The organism is Paraglaciecola sp. L3A3, from assembly GCF_009796765.1.
Lineage (GTDB): Bacteria > Pseudomonadota > Gammaproteobacteria > Enterobacterales > Alteromonadaceae > Paraglaciecola.
On sequence record NZ_CP047023.1, the window covers coordinates 4,521,016 to 4,542,612 of the forward strand.

The following is a 21,597-nucleotide window of genomic DNA, read 5'->3' on the forward strand; positions in this document are numbered from 1 at the left end:
AGTAATGGATAATTAAATAGCGTAATTGGCTGACCACTGCTCAAGTACTTTTTGATAGGGTTTGATGAAATGCTCTTCAGCAAATTTACCCTGCTTAATTGCCAATTTACCACGCTCTTCTCGGTCATAAACAATTTGAGTGAGTGAATGATCTTGATTCTGCAAATTGGGCTGATAGCAATTTCCAGCCACCGCATTCGCATTATAAATTTCAGGCCGGTAAATTTTTTGAAAGGTTTCCATAGTGCTAATGGTGCTGATCAATTCAAGGTTAGTGTAATCATTCAGCAGATCACCAAAGAAATAAAAAGCCAAAGGCGCAACACTATTTAACGGCATAAAATAACGCACTTGTAAGCCCATTTTTTTGAAATACTGCTCGGTCAACGATGACTCATTCGGCTTATATTCAACGCCCAAAACAGGATGTTGATTATCTGTTCTAAAATAGGTTTTGTTATGTGACACGCTCAAGCATATTACTGGTAGCTTTTTAAAATGCTGCTTATATGCCTGTGAGCTGACAAAATGTTGAAAGAGCTTGCCATGCAATTCACCAAAATTAGCGGGTACACTAAACTGGCTTTGTCCCTTGTTATACTCCCCCAGCAATACGCTAAAGTCATAATCTCGCAGATAAGAAGAAAAGTTATTGCCGACTATGCCTTCAATGCACTCTTGCGTTTGATGATCAACAATATTGGTTTTCAAGACTTCAATCGACGGAAAAGTCTCACCACTACCTTGGATATCCATTTCGACAGAGATAATTTCAAGCTCAACCGAATAACGTTCCCCTTTGGGGTTATCCCAATGTGCTAAGGCATTAAAACTGTTGTCGATCATCTTTAAGGCATTACGCAAGTTCTGTTGACGGCTTTCGCCTCTGGCCAAATTAGCAAAATTAGTGGTAATTCGTGTATTGTCTGAAGGCTGGTAATTTTCATCAAGACAAATACTCTTAATAGTAAATGTTAAATCTTTTTTCATGATCATCTGGTATCCAATTTGCTGTACTAAAACCTGAATTTATTCTTTTTACTTCGCTTTTTATTTGACTATTTTTTATTTATGCCTAATCAAGAATTAACTAGAGCCTAGTAAAAAGTGAAGAGCTGAGGATGTTATACGCGGTAGGTTCAATGAATAAAATTGATTTTATTTCATTAATTCATGAATATAATTCATGCTTTATATGAATCATTAAAAAAGGATAAATTACGGCTAATCCAATATTTAGGTTAAGAGATACTTTAGGGAAGCTGGTGTGAATAGCAAAAGCGAGCAACTGATTATATGCACTCAGTGAAATTAGGATTAATGACGTAGCGCGCCCTTCAATAAGCCCAAGAGAAAAATAACACTCTCTTGATACTGTAGCTAAATATATAAGGTTTATTATAAATATAACTTGACTTTCCCCCATCTTACCCGTAAATTTGCTGCAGGTTTGAGAAAAGGCCTGTTTTTGTGAATCCCACGATGTTTGTTATTTGTAGTACTCTAGTTATAATAGTTTATTTGTAATACTTCGCGTTATCCTCAGTACAATCTCAATTTTTTCATACTTAAATCGCCAATTTTTTTGGTACAAATTATTTAATTATTTCTAGGATATCTATTATGTCTAATACAACTACTGGTTCAGTCAAATGGTTTAACGAAGCTAAAGGTTTTGGTTTCATCGAGCAAGAATCTGGTCCTGACGTTTTTGCACATTTCAGTGCCATCGTAAGCGAAGGCTTTAAAACTTTAGCTGAAGGTCAACGCGTACAATTCGTAGTGACTCAAGGTCAAAAAGGCCCTCAAGCAGAAAATATTGTTTGCATCTAATTCGTTTTAAATAACGCATTATAGTAAATCATAAGGTTTCACTCATATACCAATATGAGTGAAACACTTTGAATAAATCACCCTTTCACCGATCAGCAACACCTTAATTTCTGCATACAAGTCATTCAATTTCCGAGTCACCTCCTACAATAATCAGTGACACGATTAACAATACTTTTAAAGCAAGTTAATCCTGAGCTAATCGAGCTCCTTTATACTGACATTTTTATGATTCTTCTTTACACCATGCGAGCTAAATTAGTAGTCACTCACTTATCATGTGGATTGGTATAAGATGTTCTGAAAGAATAGTGGTTAAATTCTGCCAATCCTTTTCAGATAGAGCACAATGTTCTTTAGTGGATAAAGAAGCACTATCTATGACTAGTAAATCACAAAACTTAAAAGACAAAAAACGCTCTTTTTGTTTCTAGCGACGTTGGATTGTCTTGGGGTTGTTGACCTTTTCTGTATTTTTTTGCAGCGAGTTGTGCGGTATTTATACTGAAAAAGTTAACAGCCCCTATTAACACGTTATAACGTACGACAATCCGCCTTGCTATACACGAAAAATTTCGTCATCGGGTGAGCATTGAAGAGAGGTTATTTGGGCGAATGTGATTAAGCTATTGAATTCTATTGTTAATATTTAGCTTGAACTATACTTCTTATCCAGAACTCAGGTTAAACAACTTCATTTGAATTAGTCTAATTCTTAGGCCTACAGAAATAGACCTCAAAAATAATTAATACCAATGCGTTAATACTGACTAACGTAATTATCAACTTGTAACAAATAGTCAGCCTTAGTTTTTTCGTCTAACCAAGCAACCTTGAAAGCATTACTGACCAAGGTCGTCATTTGCGCCTGATCAAACTCGCCTTCCTTTTGTAACTCAAATAAATTTTCATTGAGATAAGCTCTAAAATAAGCAGGGTCGTCAGAATTAATTGTCACTAACATGTCTTTTTCGAGCATAGAGTGGATTTCATTTGATGTCAGTGATTGCACTACAAAACGATTAGAAACTGGGCATACAGTTAGCCCTAATTTTTTATCTTTAATAAGTTCACAAAGTTTATCACTTTCGAGAGAATTTATCCCGTGATCGATTCGATCCACTTCGATGGTTCTAATACACTGTTCTATATGGGTTAACGTATTTTGTTGATTCACATCACAATGCATAGTCAACTTTAAGCCCATTTTTTTAGCTTTAGCAAAAACGTCAGCAAATTTAACTGGTGGGTTGTTTCTTTCATCAGAATCAAGGCCCACCCCCACTAGCCATCCTAGATAAGGTTCAGCCATATCTAAATGTTGCATCGCCGATTCAGCACTCATATCTCGCAAGAAACATAAAATCAGTTGGCTTTTAATCCCTAGGCTTTCCTCAGCATCAAGCTGGGCTTTATGAATACCCGTGATCACAGTTTCAAAGCTAACCCCTCGACTGGTATGTGCTTGAGGGTCAAAAAATAACTCTGCATACAGCACTTGCTGGCTGCGAGCCTTACTTAAGTATGCATAGGTCAGTTGATAAAAGTCATATTCATCTCGCAGAACATTCATGCCTGCATAGTAAATTTTCAAAAACGAGGGTAAATCATGAAAATCATAAGCCGCGACTAATGCCTCGGTAGAGTCATATTCTAGGGCGACATCATTTTTTTTAGCTAAGACAAAACTAAGTTCCGGTTCAAGTGTTCCTTCTAGATGAACATGTAACTCTGCTTTAGGGATATTCTCAATAAAGGTATGCATACTCGACTCAAATTGTTTTTATTTGGCTTGAATAAGCAAATTTAATACCTAGACTTATAACCCTCGTATCTAATGGCCTAGACGAGTTTTTTGATAATCAATATATACAAGCCCCTGCACAAATTTCTTGGAAAAAGGTAGAAACCGCACTAACTAAGTGCACTATCCTTAGGTCAGGCTCACAATGTTTCTTTCAATAAATTCAGCATATCATCAACAGATAGCTTAGTGGCCGCCTCGTTACCTGAAAGTAGTTTGTCTGCTAGATCTCGCTTATGCTGGTGTAGGGCGACTATTTTTTCTTCAATTGTATTTTGCGTGATCAACCTATAAATAGTCACTGGGCGTTTTTGACCCATGCGATGAGCACGGTCTGACGCTTGTTCTTCGACTGCTGGGTTCCACCAAGGATCCATGTGTATCACGTAATCTGCGGCGGTTAGATTTAGCCCAGAACCACCAGCTTTAAGACTGATTAAAAAGATATCCCCTTCACCACTTTGAAAGGCATTGACGCGTTTTTGTCTTTCTTTTTGTGGCGTTGAACCATCTAAGTATTGATAACTAAATCCTTTACTTTCAATATGTTGCTTGATCAATTGTAAATGGCCAACAAACTGACTAAAGATAAGGGCTTTATGGTTGTTAAGTTTCAGCTCGACTAATAACTCCTCCAAAGCAGCAAGCTTAGCGCTAGGTATCTCACTTTCTGCCATCACTAATTTGGGATGACAACAGGCTTGGCGTAGTTTCATCAATTCAGCCAACATTCTAATACGCTGTTCGCCAACATGGCCTTGTTGATCATTTTGGCTAATATTGTCTAATGCGTTGAGTCGTAATGCTTCGTAAAAATCACGCTCTTTAGGAGTCATTTCAACCTGTATATTAATTTCTGTACGTGGCGGTAACTCAGTTAATACTTGGTTTTTCATGCGCCGTAAAATAAAAGGTTGGATCAAGGCTTTTAAACTTTGACTGGCTTTTTGGGCAGCCAATTTATCTTCTTTGGCGTTTTCTATGGGCAGAGAGAAGCGTTCACCAAAGCGCTTTAAATTGCCCAATAACCCAGGATTAATAAAACGAAATAAACTCCACAGCTCAGTTAAATCATTCTCAATGGGCGTACCTGTGGTGATCATTTTAAAGTCGCCTTTTAAAGCAAAGGCAGCTTTAGTCCGTTTGGCCAAAGGATTTTTTAATGCTTGGGCTTCGTCAGCCACTATGCTGTGCCACTGTACATTTTTTAATAAATCACTTTCTCGCTGTAATAGGCCATAACTGATGATCACGCAGTCAAAAGGGTTTAATTCATTTAATAACTCTTCCCTTTGCGAGGTGCCCGTTGAGTCGGCAAATAACTTAATATTAAGAGTCGGGGCAAACTTCAAGGCTTCTTGTTGCCAGTTAAAACAAACCGAGGTGGGGGCAATTACTAAACTGGGCCCGCCACCAGCACGAGACAACAAAACAGCTAGGGCTTGTAAGGTTTTACCCAGGCCCATATCGTCAGCTAAACAAGCGCCAGCGCCCCAATGGGCTAAGCGCGATGCCCAATCAAAGCCCACTACTTGATAGTCACGTAGTTGTGCTTGAAAGGTAGAAGGAATTTGCGGGTCGATGCCATTAGCTTGATGCATTTTTTTAGTTTGCTGATCCCAAGCATGAATGGTTTTCATGCGCATACCCGTTGTGGCTTCTTCAAGTTGCAGACTGGCTAAAGGGTGAAATTTACCATCGTCTGTAACTTGGTTAATTTGCTCAAGCTTGTGGCGCAAATCTTCAGATAGTGCCAATATTTGCTCACTGCCCATTTCGATAAAACGACCGTTGCTAGTTTTGACTAATTCTAATAACTTGCGCAGTTCTATCACTTGCTCGTTATCGACTTGTAAGTCACCACTGATATCAAACCATTCGCTTTTTTTACTCATGGCCAGTTGTAAGTGTTGGCTTTCTAATTTTTTGCTTATGTTGAGTTTTTTTCCTTTCGGCCAGCGTAGTAACAACTCAAATTTAGCCTGTGATACTGCCATCTCTAATTGTTCTAAAACCGTTAATGCTGATTGCCAATCATCTAGCACTAATTCATTGCCTGACATATCTAAAAAGGCTGGGCAGGCTTTGTCCAGCTCATCTAATAATGTTTCTTCTCGCACTAGGTCTCGTTGAGTCGCCACCCGTTTGCCTTTGATGTCACAGGTTAAGCTGGCATTACCAATGCCTGGTTTAAAGGCAGGTCCATCTTCGCCAAATGGCATCACCACACAAGTAAACACTAAACCACTTTGGGCTGGCTGAATGTTGATCACCAAGTTTGGGTCACATTCATGGTTAGCTAATCCTGTGTCTAGCTCTGCCACATCAGATTGAATATTGAGAAATGGGGCGATAGCCGCTATACCATCTAAGGCTTTTTGTTTGGCGCTATTAGGAATTAGCAAACCACTTTCACCAATAATCTCAGCGACTTTAAGATGTTCGGGAGAAAATTCGGTTAATTGCAGCTTATTATCTGACACCTCTCTCAGATCATAAATGTTGCCCAGCTCTTCATCGCTGTTTATGCCTGATAAATTAGCGATACTTAAACAAAGCTGCTCTCCTTGCTGACTGACTAATAACTCAGGCTCACTTTTAATCAGCTCTATGGCTTGGTTTAAATTATCTGCATAATATAGATTATCAATACCCACAGCTGCATTTAAGGCTGGTAAACCTTGCAGTACATATTCTGTTTTGCCGTAATAGCCCCAAGATTGATACACTTTGATGGTACGGCAAAGTACTTTGTCGCTGTCAGTTAAATAGTCGAAAGTCTCAGTTTCTTCTTTTAGGCGTTTCAATGAAATGACTCGCCCTTTACTCCAACCCGATTTACTGAGTTTTTGTTCTCGCGCTTTCAATGAATCGTAATAGTCATGCTCTAGCTCCCAAATTAAGCGCACCGGCTTTAAGGCTTTTGGTTTATCGGTAGCAGAGTTGTTAGGGGTTTTGGGGTTAAGGGCGATGAGTTTATCAAGGGCGAGATCCCACTGGGCTTTGGTTTCTACCAATGAACAAATATCAACTAGCTTAGATTCACTTTTGTAATCTTTATTGGCGATATTTACTCCTATCTGTGCACATAATTCAGCAAATGCAGAGTAAGAAAGTTGCGAAAAGTTAGCTTGGTATTGAGTAGCTAGCTCAACAAACTGAGGATCTTTAGATTGATTACACCACACTTGACCAATTAAATAGGTGAGATAACAAAGTTGATGACAAAAGAAATCAGCTGCTTGGTCAATCGCACTAAATTCAATAAGCACAGAGTACTTTTCAGCCGTAGATAAACTTTGAATTGGCCGCAAAAAAACGCGACCTAATGCGTAAAAGTCACTATTAATTTTGCGATCGCTATCTTCAAACTCTACTTGTTGTTTGGCACTAGCAAAACAACTGACGTCATGTCGGTTGCCCTCAACCATTAAAGCCAATTTGTAGAAATAGCCCAAAACTTCGTTCAAATACTGCTTTTTACGTTTAGTTAGTTTGTTTTTAGCTTTAATGGCTTGTTCAAAACAATCGATAGCCTGCTGATTTTCACCTGTCAAAAAGTAATAGGCTCCCCACAACTGCAATCCGTAACTGCTAGTATCTTCGGGCTTTATAATGCGCTCAAAATCAGCAAAACGCATTTGATACAAATATTGTTCAGCTAATAGATGTTGGCAATCAATGTTATATAAAAAGTCTTCTGGATCTGAATGGGCGAGACAAACCTGCTCTAATAGTTGGATTGCATAAGCACAACTTTGCCCTGTTATTTGACACTCCCTAAACAAAGTCGCAAACGCTTGGTATTGCAATATATTAGGTAAGGTTAAAAAGGTGTCTAAATTAAAAGGCACAAAAAACAGCTTCACCAAAATAGTATTTTGCTGATGATCAATGATTTGTGGATTTTTATTAAAGGTTAAGCCTGTAACCAGTTTCTCGATAGGATACAAATAATAAAGGTCACGAATCACTCTTTGTTCATCAACCTTCTTCTTTTGCCAATCATAGATGTTCACCACAGGCACAATTTCTTCAGCCGCCATGATGATCTCAAGTAACTTATCCTTGCCACTCATCTGCGAACAGGTAGTTAATTGACCGAGCTCAGAGATTAAACGATTAGCCAGTAAGATATTAATTTGTAAACCATCTTTATTAGTCATTAATAAAGAAAGCTCGCTCAGTTGCTCTTTATGCTGAATAGCTAAGCGATAAGCCTTTTTGTTGAGTGGTAGAAAATCTCTATCCGCTAATATATCTGTGACATGCCCTAACTTCGCAATACCAATTGGCTTATAAATAACAGCCAAAATCATCAGCATTGCTTGTTGGTTCTGCTCTAAATTCAGAAAAGCTTGATACAAGGCTTCAATTTGTTGCTCGATTTGAGGCTGGATAGCAGGGGTAAAATTCATAGAAGATAATTTATTGGTTATTCATTTTTTAGTAGAGCGAAACTAACAAATATCCACCAGCTAAACAACGCCCTTAACCCTTTCTTAACCATCACCCAGTTATGATGTTTTACAACATAGGCTTTTCAACTGCTTCATTTGTGCATAACACAAATTAAAAGTTGCTTAGTTTTACCTTTATCTCTCAGTTTTTAATTAGGAATGCTTACCATGAAATCTACAATTTATATCGGAGGACTGATAATAGCCGCCACTATATTCAGTAGCTGCCAACAAGACACTGCACCAGCTCCAAGCAAGCAAACTCCTGCGGTTTCCTACATAAAAGTGACAACTGCTGAGCATAATATTGACACAAAAATGCAAGGGCGAGTCGTAGCATCATTAAGTGCCGAAATCCGTCCTCAAGTTGGGGGGATTATTCAAACTCGCTTGTTTAAAGAAGGCAGCACAGTCAAACAAGGTGAACTTCTCTATCAAATCGATCCCGCGACTTATCAATCGGCTTATAATGAAGCCAAAGCTAATTTAAACAGCGCAAAAGCATCCTTAGCAACAGCTAAATTAAAAGATGAACGTTATGCCAATTTATTAAAGTTTGAAGGTGTATCGCAACAAGAAGCAGATGATGCCCATGCCACTTACCTTGAAGCTCAAGCCGATATTGAAAAATATGAGGCAGCTTTAGCCACTGCAGCTATCAACTTAGAATTTACAAAAATCAAAGCGCCCATATCTGGGCATATTGGAATTTCTAGCATTACATCTGGGGCATTAGTCACTGCCCAACAAACCAGTGCTTTAGCTACTATACGTACCTTAGACCCTATCTATGTAGATATGAAAAAGAGCAGCAAAGAACTATTAAAGCTGCGCAAATTAATCAACGAAAGTGGTATATCTCAAGGAAATGCACAAGTTACTCTGACCTTAGAAGATGGCAGTCAATATAGTCATAAAGGCCAGCTAACAATGCAAGAAGTGTCGGTGGATGCATCAACAGGCAACGTCACATTACGGGCTGAATTTCCTAATCCTGACGGCATATTACTTCCCGGCATGTTTGTCCGTACTGAAGTCAACGAAGCCATCAATAAAAATGCAATTTTAGTACCTCAACAAGGCATTTTCCGCACTGCCACGGGGGAAGCTTTTGCATACGTAATCAATGATAACAACCTAGTAGAAAGACGAGTAGTACAAACACTTGATGCCTTTGAGAACCAATGGGTTATCGCCGCTGGTTTATCGGTAAATGACAAATTATTAGTTGAAGGTTCGGGAAAAATACGCCCAGGCAGTGAAGTAACGCCAGTCCAAGTTGAAATGAATAATAAAGGCATAATGGTCACTGTAGTTGATCAAAATAGCAATTCAGCTTCTGCACAAGGAGGCGTGTAAATTATGTTTGCTCGCTTTTTTATCGATCGCCCTGTTTTTGCATGGGTTATATCAATCATTATTATGCTTACCGGCTTAGCGTCTATTTTGTCGTTACCTATAGCTCAATACCCAAGTATTGCTCCACCTGTCATTAGTATAAGTACTAACTATACGGGAGCTGATGCCCAAACCGTTGAAAATAGCGTAACCCAAATTCTCGAACAGCAGCTAACAGGATTAGATGGACTATTGTATTTTTCTTCTTCTAGTACATCAGATGGTGGAGCATCGGTAAACATCACCTTTGAAGAAGGAACAGATCCAGACTATGCACAAGTACAAGTGCAAAACAAAGTACAACAAGTTAACTCTCGATTTCCAGAATCCGTACAGGCTCAAGGGGTAACAGTTAAAAAATCCAATTCAGACTTTTTATTGGTCACTGCACTTTACGATACAACTGACCAATCTTCTGCTTTTGATATTTCTGATTATATTGCTTCAAATATTGAAGATGCCTTAGCACGTATTGAAGGGGTAGGAGATGTACGTGTATTTGGTTCACAATACGCCATGCGGATCTGGTTAGATCCAACCAAACTGGCAGCATATGAGCTTATGCCTTCTGATATCAGCAGTGCACTGAAAGCACAAAATATACAAGTACCCGCCGGAAAATTAGGGGCATTACCCACTTTAGATAGCCAAGAACTCAATGCCACAGTGACAGCACAGTCAATGATGTCTAGCCCTGAGGAATTTAACAACATCATAATAAAATATGCCGCAGATGGTGCTAACGTTCTATTAAAAGATGTGGCCCAGGTAGAAATTGGTAGTGAAAGTTATAATGCAATCGCCCGCCTCAATGGCCATCCAGCCTCAGGTATAGCGGTGATGTTATCCCCTGGTGCTAATGCTTTAGATACAGCCACACGAGTGAAAGAAAGAGTCGCTGAGCTCGCTAAAAGCCTACCAGATGGCTACGAGGTCACTTTTCCACGTGACAGTACCGCTTTTATTAAAATATCTATCAGCGAAGTAGTCAAAACCCTGATTGAAGCCATAGTTTTAGTGGTATTAGTGATGTGGCTATTCTTGCAAAATTGGCGGGCAACACTGATCCCTGCTATAGCAGTGCCTATAGTGTTATTAGGCACCTTTGGCGTGTTATCTGCTTTTGGTTTTTCTATCAATACTCTGACAATGTTTGGCATAGTGTTGTCGATCGGCTTGCTGGTAGACGATGCCATAGTGGTAGTAGAAAATGTCGAACGCTTAATGCGTGAGAAAAACCTATCCCCCCGAGATGCCACCATAGAATCCATGTCAGAAATTAGCACCGCGCTAGTCGGTATTGCAGTGGTGTTGTCTGCGGTATTTTTACCTATGGCATTTTTTGGTGGTTCAACTGGTGTTATTTATCAACAGTTTTCTATTGCCATCGTTTCATCTATGACCTTGTCAGTAATTGTAGCTTTAACCCTTAGCCCAACACTTTGTGCAAGCATGTTAACTAAAACCGAACATAGCGCGGAGGGCAAAGGATTTTTTGCTCGATTCAACCGCGGATTCGATCGTATGACGGCCTCATACACAGGAAAAGTACAAAGTGTGATTACCCGTAAAATACGCTGGGTATTAGGCTATGGCCTGATTGTTGTCATATTAGGAGTTTTGATAGCACGTATGCCTAGTGGTTTTTTACCCCAAGAAGACCAAGGTAGTGCGATGTTTCAGGTTAGCTTACCTGAAGGTGCATCCATCAAAAGAACACAAGCTGTGGCTGAAAAAGTTGATCAATACTTAGCTGAACAAGAGTCTGATCTTGTTATTCGCCGTTTTACTATTGCTGGCTTTAATTTCTCAGGTAGTGGACAAAACGCGGGAATGGGCTTTGTAGCACTAACTCCCTGGGACGAGCGTACTAGCGAAGAACAAAGTGTTAACGCTTTGATTGGACGCATGAATAAAAATTTAGCCAGCATACGTGATGCTAATATCTTTGCTTTATCTCAACCTGTTATCCGCGGCTTAGGCCAAAGTAATGGCTTTACTTTTGAGTTACAAGCCTCTGCAGGTACCAGTCGAGAAGAGCTGACAGCCTTAAAAAATGAAATAATCAATAAAGCCCGTCAAAGTGACATGCTTATTGGTATTAGAGAAGGGGCACTAAGCGAAACCCCACAACTTAAAATTGATATAGATAATGGCAAAGCCACATCACTTGGCTTGTCGTTAAGCGATGTGGCCAGTACCTTAACCTATGCTTGGGCAGGGGCTTATATCAATGATTTTCTTGACGATGGTCTAGTGAAAAAAGTCTATATCGCTGGTGATGCTGAATATCGTTCAAAACCTGAAAACTTAGATGACTGGCATATTCGCGGCCAAAATGCCGAGGGTGAAACCACCATGACACCTTTTTCTGCGTTTAGTAGTACTAAATGGTCGAGTGCACCGCAAAGCTTATCTCGCTTTAATGGTATTGCCTCTTATCAAATCCAAGGAGCAGGTGCCGATGGTGTCAGCTCTGGACAGGCAATGGCCGAAATGGAACGATTAACTGCGGAAGTAGGCCAAGGCAAACTGACTTACTCTTGGAGTGGTTTGTCATATCAAGAAAAAATATCCAGTGGACAATCAACTGCCCTGTATGTGATATCCATTTTGGTGGTGTTTCTTGCTTTAGCCGCATTATACGAAAGTTGGTCAGTGCCCTTATCTGTGATTACCGTTATTCCATTGGGTGTGATTGGTGCGGCATTAGCCACCACCTTAAGAGGCTTAGAAAATGATATTTATTTCCAAGTCGCCTTGTTAACCACCATTGGCTTGGCTTCAAAAAATGCCATTTTGATTGTTGAATTTGCTGAAGCGTCTTACCAACGTGGTTTATCTTTGGTGGATTCTGCAGTTAACGCCGCTAAGTTACGTTTACGCCCGATCATTATGACCTCATTGGCCTTCATGTTTGGCATATTGCCTCTCGCTTTGTCGTCTGGCGCGGGTGCCAATAGTCGTATATCAATTGGTACAGGTATTGTGGGTGGTACGTTAACGGCAACGGTTTTGGGTATCTTCTTTGTACCTCTGTTCTTTGTATTAATTCGTGGCCTATTTCCAAAAAGAAAGCATGTTACTGATGAAACCCCTAAAGCATTGGAGAATAATCATGAGTAAATCATTATTAGCAAACAAACTCAGCGCTAGGTTATTACCTATCGCTGGGGCGTTAATTTTAGTGGGTTGTAGCACCTTAGCCCCTGATTATTCTCGCTCTGAATTAGCTGAAGAAAAAGCCTTAGATGAAAGTTTGCAATTGCAGTATCAAGCAGAGCAATATTCAGGAGTATCGTCACAACAAGCCAATCAAGTACCTTGGCAAAGCTTTATTCAAGACTCACGTTTAACCCAAGTGATTGAATTAGCTTTAAACAACAATCGAAGTTTGCGTCAAACCCTTGCTGATGTTGAAGCAGCACGAGCCACCTACGGTATTCAAAAAGCGGAGTTATATCCAAATATAAACCTTGGTCTTGGCGGTAGTCGTAGCAAAACATCATCGGGAAATATCAGTACAGTCTATACAGCAGACGCTAGCCTTAGCGGCTACGAGATTGATTTATTTGGTAAACTTCGTAGTTTGAATACAGTACAAATGGAAGCCTATTTAGCCACAGAAGACACGGCTAAGGCCGCGCAAATTGCTCTAATTGGCGAGATAGCCGACGCTTGGTTAACCTTGGCCGCTGATAGCAATCAACTCAGTTTAGCTAGAGCGACTCAAGCAAATGCACAAAAAACATTAGATATCACTCTTAAACGTTTAGAACTTGGGGTAGATTCAAGAATAGATCTTGCCAGCGCTGAAACTGTTTTTTATGGTGCAAATTCAGACATCGCTGTGTACACCACCCAAGTAAGCCAAGACCTTAACGCCTTGCGCTTATTGGTAGGTGAGCAATTAGATAGTAGCTTATTGCCAGATAGCTTACCTGACGCAGCTGAATTAGTAGCTGATGTGCCAGCTGGATTGTCATCGTCGGTATTGTTACAGCGTCCCGATGTGTTAGCGGCAGAGCACCAATTAAAATCGGCCAATGCCAATATAGGCGCAGCAAGAGCCGCGTTTTTTCCTAGCTTGTCTTTAACTGCCACAGGTGGTTTAGCCAGTGCCGTGTTAGCCGATATTTTTACTGGTGGCGCTAGCTCAATTTGGACCATTGCCCCTAGTTTAACCCTGCCAATATTTGATGGCGGCGCTAACGAGGCAAACTTAGCTTATAGCCAAGCCCAACAAACTAAGTATCTAGCCTCCTATGAATACGCTATTCAAAACGCTTTTGCCGAAGTAGCTGATGCCTTGGCCCGAAGAGCGACTATACAAGCACAGCTCAATGCAGAACAAGCCTTAGTGATAGCGGCAACGCGTAGTTATGAACTATCCCTTGCTCGTTATAAAGGAGGGGTGGATAGTTTTCAAAATGCATTAACAGCACAGCGTATTCTGTATCAAGCGCAACAATCACTGATCTTGACCAAGCAAGTCGACTTAGCTAACCGTATTAGTTTATATCGAGTATTGGGTGGTGGGATTACAGAGAACGGGGCCATATAAAAGGAGCTCCCCCTGTATGAAAGTCACCCTATATGTTAGCTTTAAAAATTAGTAAATTACGGCTCCAAAGCTCATAAGCTAGGGGCTAATGTCCAAGAAGTATCTAGGAACAAAGCCTGAATGATAAATGTACTACTGGTTGAAGACGATATTGACCTTGCTACCACCATTGTCGATTATCTCGAAATTGAGTCTATTCAATGTGACCATGCTAGTAACGGATTAATGGGCTTGCACTTAATTGAATTGAATCATTACCAAATGATCATACTAGATATCAATATGCCGAAAATGGACGGTCTCACTCTTTGTCACACCTTACGAGAACGAGGCATGGACATGCCCATTTTAATGTTAACTGCCAGAGATAGCCTAGAAAATAAATTACAAGGTTTTGAAGCAGGCAGTGACGATTATTTAGTCAAACCTTTTGCTATGAAAGAACTGGTTGCACGGGTACAAGTGCTGGCTAAACGTCGTAGCGGTGAAGCCAAACGTTTAGTGTTGGGAGAGTTGATCTTAGATTTAACCCAGACCAGAGCCTTATTAAACAATCAACAGTTAAAGCTCTCGCCTATTGCATTTAAATTGCTAGAGGTATTAGTGCGCAGTGCGCCGCAAGCGGTAAGTCGCGAACAGATTATGCAATTTGTTTGGGGCGATGACCAACCCGACAGTAACAGCCTTAAAGTTCACGTTCATCACCTACGTAAACAACTTGAAGCAATCACTGCCAATATAAAATTGACCACAGTGTCTGGGGTAGGCTTTGCCATCACACAGCAAAATGAAGGAGCCTTATAGTGAAAATCAGGCCGAGTCTTAAACTTTACTTTTTTATCAGTGTGGTATTTCTTGGCTCTGTCATGGCTATAGGTTTTTCATTTTTAAGTGTCAATTATTATATAGATGGATTAGACAGAGGAATTAACAGCACCATGTTTGATCTCGCTAAGACAACTAATGTGGAGGATGGTCAGCCACAAACTATCGCCAACTTTGGCATTGCCAAGCGTTGGCAAGACACGCCTAAAATTATTCAACAACGTTTTAAATCCCCCCCTACGAAAGAAGGTGAGTTACAAAAGATAAAAGATCAATCAAATATTTTCGCTCTTCCTAAAAACGTCTTTTTTGTGGTTTTATATAAGACCTCACAAGGTGAGCCAATATACATTTCGAAAGTCTTCCTTGAAAAAGATATCTCTTTAAAAGTCAAAAAAAGTAAACCCAAGAACCGTTTAGTATGGGCACTAATTGTAGCCATCATTGCCATATCATTATTTGCTTTTTTTCTACGTATGATCATGCAAAAAATTGCGAAACCTGTGGAGTCATTAAAAGACTGGGCCAAGTCCTTAGATCAAAAAACGGTACAAAATTCCCCCCCTGATTTTAACTACAATGAATTAAATGTGCTGGCATCATTAATACAAAGCAGTTTAATTTCAGTGCACCAAAGTTTGGAGCGTGAACAACGTTTTTTAAGTTACGCCAGTCATGAATTACGTACACCTATTGCGGTGGTGCGAAGTAGTGTTGATTTATTGCAGCGACTCAATGAAAAGCAACCAGTAACTGAAAAACAGCAACAGACACTCGAACGTATTCAACGAGCGAGTTTAACCATGAGTAACTTAACCGACACCTTTCTTTGGTTGAGCCGCAATGACGATTTAGCCATAGCCCCAGAGCTAGTCAAAATAGATGAAGTCATTCATCAAGCTTGTAACGATTTAAGCTACTTATTAGCCGCTAAAGATGTGGAGATTAAAATTGAATGCCAAGCAGCTAGTGTCAACGTGGTTGCCCTTGCCTGTCACATTGTTCTAAACAACCTAATTCGAAATGCCTATCAGCACACACAAAAAGGCTATGTACATATCAACCAACAAGGTAGTCGTGTCACTATTACCAATAGCAACGCCAAAGACGATGCGGTTAAACAGTTGCCGAGCACTAATCACACATCTAACACAAATCCCCCTTCCTCAGCATTTGGTTATGGTTACGGCTTAGGACTAGAGTTAAGTGAAAAAATAATAGAACACCACAATTGGTTTTATGAAAAAAGTGACAGCCAAGGCTGTTATCAAGTGATAGTGGATTTTGGTAGTGAAAAATCTAATCCTACAGATTAAAACAAGCCCATTTGCCTGCTGGTTATGTTTTCAAAAGACAGATCAATAAAAGGCAAAATGCCTTCGGCTATGGGTTGTATTTGTTTCTCAATATAATGTTCGTAGTCGATTAGGCTGGTTAAATATTCTATTGGCTCTGGGCCATTTATGGTCATGACATATTCAATCCAGCTTTTATCTTGATATCTTAATGCCTTACCCAAACTGGCATTTTTTTCATCGGCTAAACGGGCAGCCCTTACATGGGGCGGGATGTTTTTCACGTACAAACTTAATTTACGGCGAATCCGTTTACGGTAAACCAATAAGTCGTCTAACTTACCCAAACGGGTGTCGTTAATTAGATCACAAAGATAAGTTTCAACACTCTGCTGGGCAAAGACCATTTGATAGAGCTTTAATTGAAAGGTTTTGGCAAGCGGTGTCCAGTCTGAGCGCACTGTTTCTAACCCTTTAAATATAAGTTGTTCACCGTCCTCGACTACTTTTAGTCCGGCATAACGCTTTTTACTGCCGAGCTCAGAACCGCGAATAGTAGGCATTAAAAATTGACTAAAGTGGGTTTCGAATTCAATTTCTAAGTCACTGTCTAATTGATGTTCTGTGGTGATTTTTTCAGTCCATTTTAGATTAATTTTTTTAGCAAGCTCATCCCCAATGGTTTGCACCTGTTGATTGGTAAACTCACCGTCTAACCAAACAAAGGTGGAATCGGTATCACCATAAATCACTTGATAACCCGCTTGTTCTATCCACAATGCCGTTTGTTGCATAATGTCGTGGCCACGCATCGTAATAGAGCTGGCTAAGCGGGTATCGTAAAACGGACAGCCCCCCGACCCTAATACCCCGTAAAATGAGTTCATTAATATTTTAATCGCTTGGCTACGGGCGTCATCTCGTTTTAGTTTGGCTTGATCTCTTTGTTGCCACAGTGAAGTAATAATGTCCGGCAGAAAATGCTTGTCTCTACTAAATTTTGCGCCTTTAAAGCCCTGTATTGCATTGTCTGGAGTTTTCAGCCCTTCAACTAACCCTAGCGGATCAATTTTGAATGTACGAATAATAGATGGATATAGGCTCTTAAAATCTAGCACTAATACATGTTTATAAAGACCAGGCTTAGAACTCATCACATAGCCACCTGGGCTAGCTAAGCCGCCATCTTGAGGGCGATTAGGCGCGACATATCCGGCACGATGTAATTTAGGTAAATATAAATTGATAAAGGCTGCCACCGAGCCACCCATCCGATCTAGCTCTAACCCAGTCAGTTGACTACGTAACACTAAAAAATCCAGCACCTTAGTGTGAGCAAATATTTCTAACACTAAATCACAATCTTGCAGATTATATTTTGCTAGCTTGATTTTGTTATGGATAAAGTCGTATTGAATTTGCGCTAACCTATCGTCAACGCTCTCTGTGGCTTTACCTTTTCCCAGCAGACTTTGAGCAACATTTTCTAGGCTAAAACTATCGAATTGATAAGTGGCGGTTTTTAAAGCATCAATGCCGTCAATCACCATGCGACCCGGTATAGACACAAATCCTAAATTACTTTCGTTGCGCGCATCACGCCAACTTATTACTCGCTGTTCACGGCCTAAATTTAATGCAACATTGTGTAAAGCGGCGCGTTTGATCAATAACCGAAAATCAAAATTTACCACGTTCCAGCCAATGATTAGATCAGGATCTTGCTGATTAAATTGTTGGATAAAGGTTTCTAATAAAGCTTTTTCATCTGCTATCCAAATAATCCAATCAGCGTCAGGTCCGGTTTTGAGCTCTGACTCTCCAATCATGATGACACATTTAAATGTATCGCTGGCTAAACCAATAGAATACAACTCTCCTTTTTCGCTACATTCTAAATCCACAGACAACAGACTAAATTTAGGAATATATTGACTAGGTTTACACTGTAAATTGTCTAATTGTAAGTACTTGCTATCAGCATCTACATTATTACCTGTAAATTTCGCGCTACCATAAATAAAACGCTCCATTAAATAACGTTCGGGTAAACGAATGTCATCTTCAAAACCGACAACACCCGCTTGTTTCAATGATTGTTTGGCGAGATAAAAATGACTTTGTTTTTGAAAATAGATAGCCCCCACACTCACATGCTCAAATGTGCTGAGTGTCAAAGGTTTATAGGTAAAAACTAGATTAGCTTGGGTTAAGCGCTGGGTGACAATTTGTTGGTCATCCTGCTCAATAAAAAACACTAACTCTTGGGCAGGGCTAATACCTTTAGCCGGCCCTTGTTCGGTTAAAAACCAGAATTCTAGAAATGTTTGATGCTGATGTTCAAATGAATTAACGGTAAGAATAAAGCCTTCGGCAGTGCATCTCATATTATTCGACTATCGAGCTTTCTCGCCTATCACCGACAACCACTTGATTTCGACCATTTTGTTTAGCTCTAAATAATGCTGTATCTGCTATATTCATGATATCTTCAACATTGTCACCTACTTGAAACTGACATATACCTACTGAAATCGTGACATTTAGATCGGGCAAATTTATCTCAGCTGTCAGTTCTGTCATCTTAAGTCGTAAATTTTCCATCACTTGATAAGCCCCTTCACTTTCAGTGCAAGGCAAGATAAATAAAAACTCTTCACCACCCAATCGGCCGACAAAATCAGCTTGCCGTAAATTTTCTTCGCATGAGTTAGCAAACAACTTTAAGACTTTATCTCCAGTAAAATAACCATACTTATCATTCAGTTGTTTAAACCAATCTAAATCCAACAAAGCAATACTGAGCTGTGTTTTATAACTTTGGCTCTGCTCGAGTTCATTATCTAACTGCTGCAATATTTGACGCCTATTTGCCAAACCAGTTAGTTCATCTGTGCTGGTTAATAATACCATCTCTCGTTTATATTTGACTCCTTTGTAGATGATTATCACTACCAAGGCACAAACACTAAAAGCTAGTAAGATTATAAGGAATAAGTGCATGTTCAGACTTTGCTGATTTTCTTGTAGTTGTTCTACTACCAGAACAGGTGTTTTGGCTATTTCTGTCGAATAACTAACAACTGATTGTTCAGCTTCAGTGATATTTTTATTTGCTGTGTTGGCAAATAACAACGAACAATAAAGATTAAGAAATAAAGCGGCTAATACTAAGAAAAATTTTAATTTGTATTTTACTAGACAAGCTTTTAATTGGTATTCACTCAACAACAAGATCCCTAAAAATAGATAATAAAAAAAGAATGCATAGATTTTACGCTAACTATGCATTGTATCATGAATATATTTTTAGCTTAATTTTTAGTTATCACTGCCAACCAATCCTCTTGTACATCAAGTGGCGGCATGCCAAAGTTATTAGCCTCTGTTGATATTACAGTTACTGTTCCTTCGGCTAACTCGCCTCCTTCTCTGGGATTAAACCAAGCCACTTGATAGTTTCCAGCGGGTAAATTCAACTTGTTTTCTCCTGCTGCTTTAGCAAGGTAAATTAAGTAGGTTTTACCTTCTTCAGCTAAAACGTAATCATCATTTCTAACGGTTAGCTGATCATTCGGTTGCATATCAGCTAAGGAGTAAGACGTGAGTAACTGCTCGGCAATAGAAGTTTGTTGCCACATATTATGGCGAGTATGCCAATCTTCTGAATTTAGATCGTTATTAGGAAATTTATAACCAAAGTACCATTCAGTGCCAGACGCCCCAGCCATCAAACTGCCCCATAGTACTTGTTGACGCAAAATATTATGCTGGGGATCATCTACATCTGGTTTTAGGCCATCATACCAAATACCAATTTCATCCATGCTAACTTGAATATTATTACCTTTTTGCTGCGCCTTTTTACGCCACTTTAAAATGGCGTCGTGCACAGTTCCAGGCTTATCCACTTGAAACGACAAGCCCATAATAGCGGTTTCTGATAACACTTCAGGCAAGGTTTCTTCTCTGTGATGTTCACTCGCATGGGTATGTAAATAAACAGGATGAGTGTAAGGATCGTTTTCTACAAAATAGCGCGCCATCGCTCTACGTTGTTCCGGCGTTTGACCAATAGGAGAGAAATCAACTGGGCCATTTTCTTCTCCTAAATTCCATATTAGCGCCAAGTGGTGAGCAAAACGAGCAATCAGCTCTTGGTAATATAATTGCCGATAAAAGCCTGTATCACCATCGTCCAACATAGTTTCATTTTCAGTTTCTTGGGTGACAATGTGTAGAGCCAGACCTTTTTTTTGCATGTGTTCGAACAATAGATTCCATTGCTCTAATTTGCTCACATCAAAGCGTTTTCTTTCATCATAATCTGTGTACGGCCACACATCTTTGCCATCCCCCCCAATATTCAGAGTTAAAAAGTACACGCTATTCATGCCCATGCTAGCTAAGTAATTAGTGGCACCGACAATGTTTTTACCTTTACCATTAGCCCAAGTGACGTCACCTTCTGACCAATCATTGGCGTGAGGTGCATACATATGTAATTTATCTGCCTGAGGTGCGTCCTCGTGTTGATGATTTAAGTCACCACGGTAAGTATCATCAAAATCTACATAGCCTAAAAAATTTTCAGGGCTATTAGTACCGACTTTTAACCAAGGTTTATCCTGCTCTGTAAAACCCAAATAACGACCTTTCCCCACTAATTTACCTTTAGCTCTAAAATCACGTCCCTCTTTATCAGAAGGGACCACAATAAACTGGCCAGAGTCATTCGCTAATGGTTGTAATTGCCCTATATCTAATGACCGACTAACTGCAACTTTATCCCCCGTATGTAAATAGGCTTGATACTGCCAATCACCTAACTGATCTGGGGAAAATCTGACTTGCCAAACTGAGCCGCTATCAGCACTGGTATTGGCGGCATCACCGTCAGCTGCATAAAAGCCGCGAACCAAATAACTTTTATCTTTGTGACTAAAACGAACCAACAAACGGCTGTTAGTAAATGGATTAACTTCGGCATCTTCGCTGGTTGTTTGACCATTAAATGACATAGATACTGTATGCCACTGCTGGTAAATAGGTATGGCTTGACTGTTAGCCTTATTTGTATCACAGGAAATTAACACTAGTGATACGAGGATTAATATGGCCAAACTACTAATGCTTTTTTTCATAATTTCATTCCAAACTATTAATTATTCTTATTGTTAAAATGAACACGTTGCATTCATATCCTATTTACCAATTCTATGATGCTTTCATAAAGAAGCCCACTTTATGTCAGAGTATTTCAGAGGAACAGACCAAAACCAGAAGGGAGAGGTTAACCTCTCCCTTTTTTAAGTAAATATGCTTAAGAAAAGCTCAAGTTAGAATTTGTAACTTAGGCATACTTACATACGATGGTCCTTCAATAAGCTAAAAGGTTAATATTTCCTAATAATGCAT

The 21,597-nt window shown here is 39.6% G+C and carries 12 protein-coding genes; 6 read left to right on the plus strand and 6 right to left on the minus strand.

Translation table 11 applies throughout. From position 1 onward, the window contains the following. Positions 1 to 12: 12 nt before the first annotated feature. Positions 13 to 990, minus strand: coding sequence for a DUF1852 domain-containing protein (locus GQR87_RS18690; protein WP_158971999.1), 978 nt, complete (start codon positions 988 to 990; stop codon positions 13 to 15). Between the two features lie 633 nt (positions 991 to 1,623). On the opposite strand from GQR87_RS18690, the gene GQR87_RS18695 reads away from it, so the two are divergent. Beyond that, positions 1,624 to 1,833, plus strand: a complete 210-nt coding sequence (locus GQR87_RS18695; protein ID WP_158972001.1) for a cold-shock protein — start codon at positions 1,624 to 1,626, stop codon at positions 1,831 to 1,833. A 760-nt stretch (positions 1,834 to 2,593) separates the two neighbouring features. Here the strand turns inward: GQR87_RS18695 and add are convergent. Further along, complete coding sequence (gene add / locus GQR87_RS18700) at positions 2,594 to 3,598, minus strand: adenosine deaminase (protein ID WP_158972003.1); 1,005 nt, start codon at positions 3,596 to 3,598, stop codon at positions 2,594 to 2,596. A gap of 179 nt (positions 3,599 to 3,777) precedes the next feature. Further along, positions 3,778 to 8,055 carry a DEAD/DEAH box helicase gene (locus tag GQR87_RS18705; protein ID WP_158972005.1) on the minus strand — a complete coding sequence of 1,426 codons (4,278 nt, stop codon included), beginning with the start codon at positions 8,053 to 8,055 and terminating at the stop codon, positions 3,778 to 3,780. Positions 8,056 to 8,265: 210 nt separating this feature from the next. On the opposite strand from GQR87_RS18705, the gene GQR87_RS18710 reads away from it, so the two are divergent. The 5 genes from GQR87_RS18710 (at position 8,266) to GQR87_RS18730 (ending at position 16,200) form a co-directional block, all read left to right on the plus strand. Then, complete coding sequence (locus GQR87_RS18710; protein WP_158972007.1) at positions 8,266 to 9,456, plus strand: efflux RND transporter periplasmic adaptor subunit; 1,191 nt, start codon at positions 8,266 to 8,268, stop codon at positions 9,454 to 9,456. 3 nt (positions 9,457 to 9,459) lie between these two features. Next, positions 9,460 to 12,621 (plus strand): efflux RND transporter permease subunit, encoded by a 3,162-nt coding sequence (locus GQR87_RS18715; protein ID WP_158972009.1) that lies wholly within the window; start codon positions 9,460 to 9,462, stop codon positions 12,619 to 12,621. Continuing rightward, positions 12,614 to 14,059 carry an efflux transporter outer membrane subunit gene (locus tag GQR87_RS18720; protein WP_158972011.1) on the plus strand — a complete coding sequence of 482 codons (1,446 nt, stop codon included), beginning with the start codon at positions 12,614 to 12,616 and terminating at the stop codon, positions 14,057 to 14,059. Before GQR87_RS18715 ends, GQR87_RS18720 begins: the two co-directional genes overlap by 8 nt. Before the next feature lie 120 nt (positions 14,060 to 14,179). Next, on the plus strand, positions 14,180 to 14,863 hold the full coding sequence (locus GQR87_RS18725) for a response regulator transcription factor (protein WP_158972013.1): 684 nt from the start codon (positions 14,180 to 14,182) through the stop codon (positions 14,861 to 14,863). After that, positions 14,863 to 16,200 (plus strand): HAMP domain-containing sensor histidine kinase, encoded by a 1,338-nt coding sequence (locus tag GQR87_RS18730; RefSeq protein WP_233267319.1) that lies wholly within the window; start codon positions 14,863 to 14,865, stop codon positions 16,198 to 16,200. Before GQR87_RS18725 ends, GQR87_RS18730 begins: the two co-directional genes overlap by 1 nt. Here the strand turns inward: GQR87_RS18730 and GQR87_RS18735 are convergent. From GQR87_RS18735 to GQR87_RS18745, 3 genes are all read right to left on the minus strand, one after another. Next, complete coding sequence (locus GQR87_RS18735) at positions 16,197 to 18,566, minus strand: DNA polymerase II (RefSeq protein ID WP_158972015.1); 2,370 nt, start codon at positions 18,564 to 18,566, stop codon at positions 16,197 to 16,199. The genes GQR87_RS18730 and GQR87_RS18735 overlap by 4 nt on opposite strands. 1 nt (position 18,567) lies before the next feature. Beyond that, complete coding sequence (locus tag GQR87_RS18740; RefSeq protein ID WP_158972017.1) at positions 18,568 to 19,407, minus strand: GGDEF domain-containing protein; 840 nt, start codon at positions 19,405 to 19,407, stop codon at positions 18,568 to 18,570. 86 nt (positions 19,408 to 19,493) lie between these two features. Next, entirely contained in the window at positions 19,494 to 21,323 is a 1,830-nt protein-coding gene (locus tag GQR87_RS18745; protein WP_158972019.1) for a DUF5060 domain-containing protein, read from the minus strand. Positions 21,324 to 21,597 lie beyond the last annotated feature (274 nt).

Coding starts and splice junctions, on each gene's coding strand:
- GQR87_RS18695 (WP_158972001.1), top strand. CDS start 1,624: ATGTCTAATACAACTACTGGTTCAGTCAAATGGTTTAACGAAGCTAAA.
- GQR87_RS18720 (WP_158972011.1), top strand. CDS start 12,614: ATGAGTAAATCATTATTAGCAAACAAACTCAGCGCTAGGTTATTACCT.
- GQR87_RS18710 (WP_158972007.1), top strand. CDS start 8,266: ATGAAATCTACAATTTATATCGGAGGACTGATAATAGCCGCCACTATA.
- add (WP_158972003.1), bottom strand. CDS start 3,598: ATGCATACCTTTATTGAGAATATCCCTAAAGCAGAGTTACATGTTCAT.
- GQR87_RS18735 (WP_158972015.1), bottom strand. CDS start 18,566: ATGAGATGCACTGCCGAAGGCTTTATTCTTACCGTTAATTCATTTGAA.
- GQR87_RS18690 (WP_158971999.1), bottom strand. CDS start 990: ATGAAAAAAGATTTAACATTTACTATTAAGAGTATTTGTCTTGATGAA.
- GQR87_RS18705 (WP_158972005.1), bottom strand. CDS start 8,055: ATGAATTTTACCCCTGCTATCCAGCCTCAAATCGAGCAACAAATTGAA.
- GQR87_RS18725 (WP_158972013.1), top strand. CDS start 14,180: ATGATAAATGTACTACTGGTTGAAGACGATATTGACCTTGCTACCACC.
- GQR87_RS18715 (WP_158972009.1), top strand. CDS start 9,460: ATGTTTGCTCGCTTTTTTATCGATCGCCCTGTTTTTGCATGGGTTATA.
- GQR87_RS18745 (WP_158972019.1), bottom strand. CDS start 21,323: ATGAAAAAAAGCATTAGTAGTTTGGCCATATTAATCCTCGTATCACTA.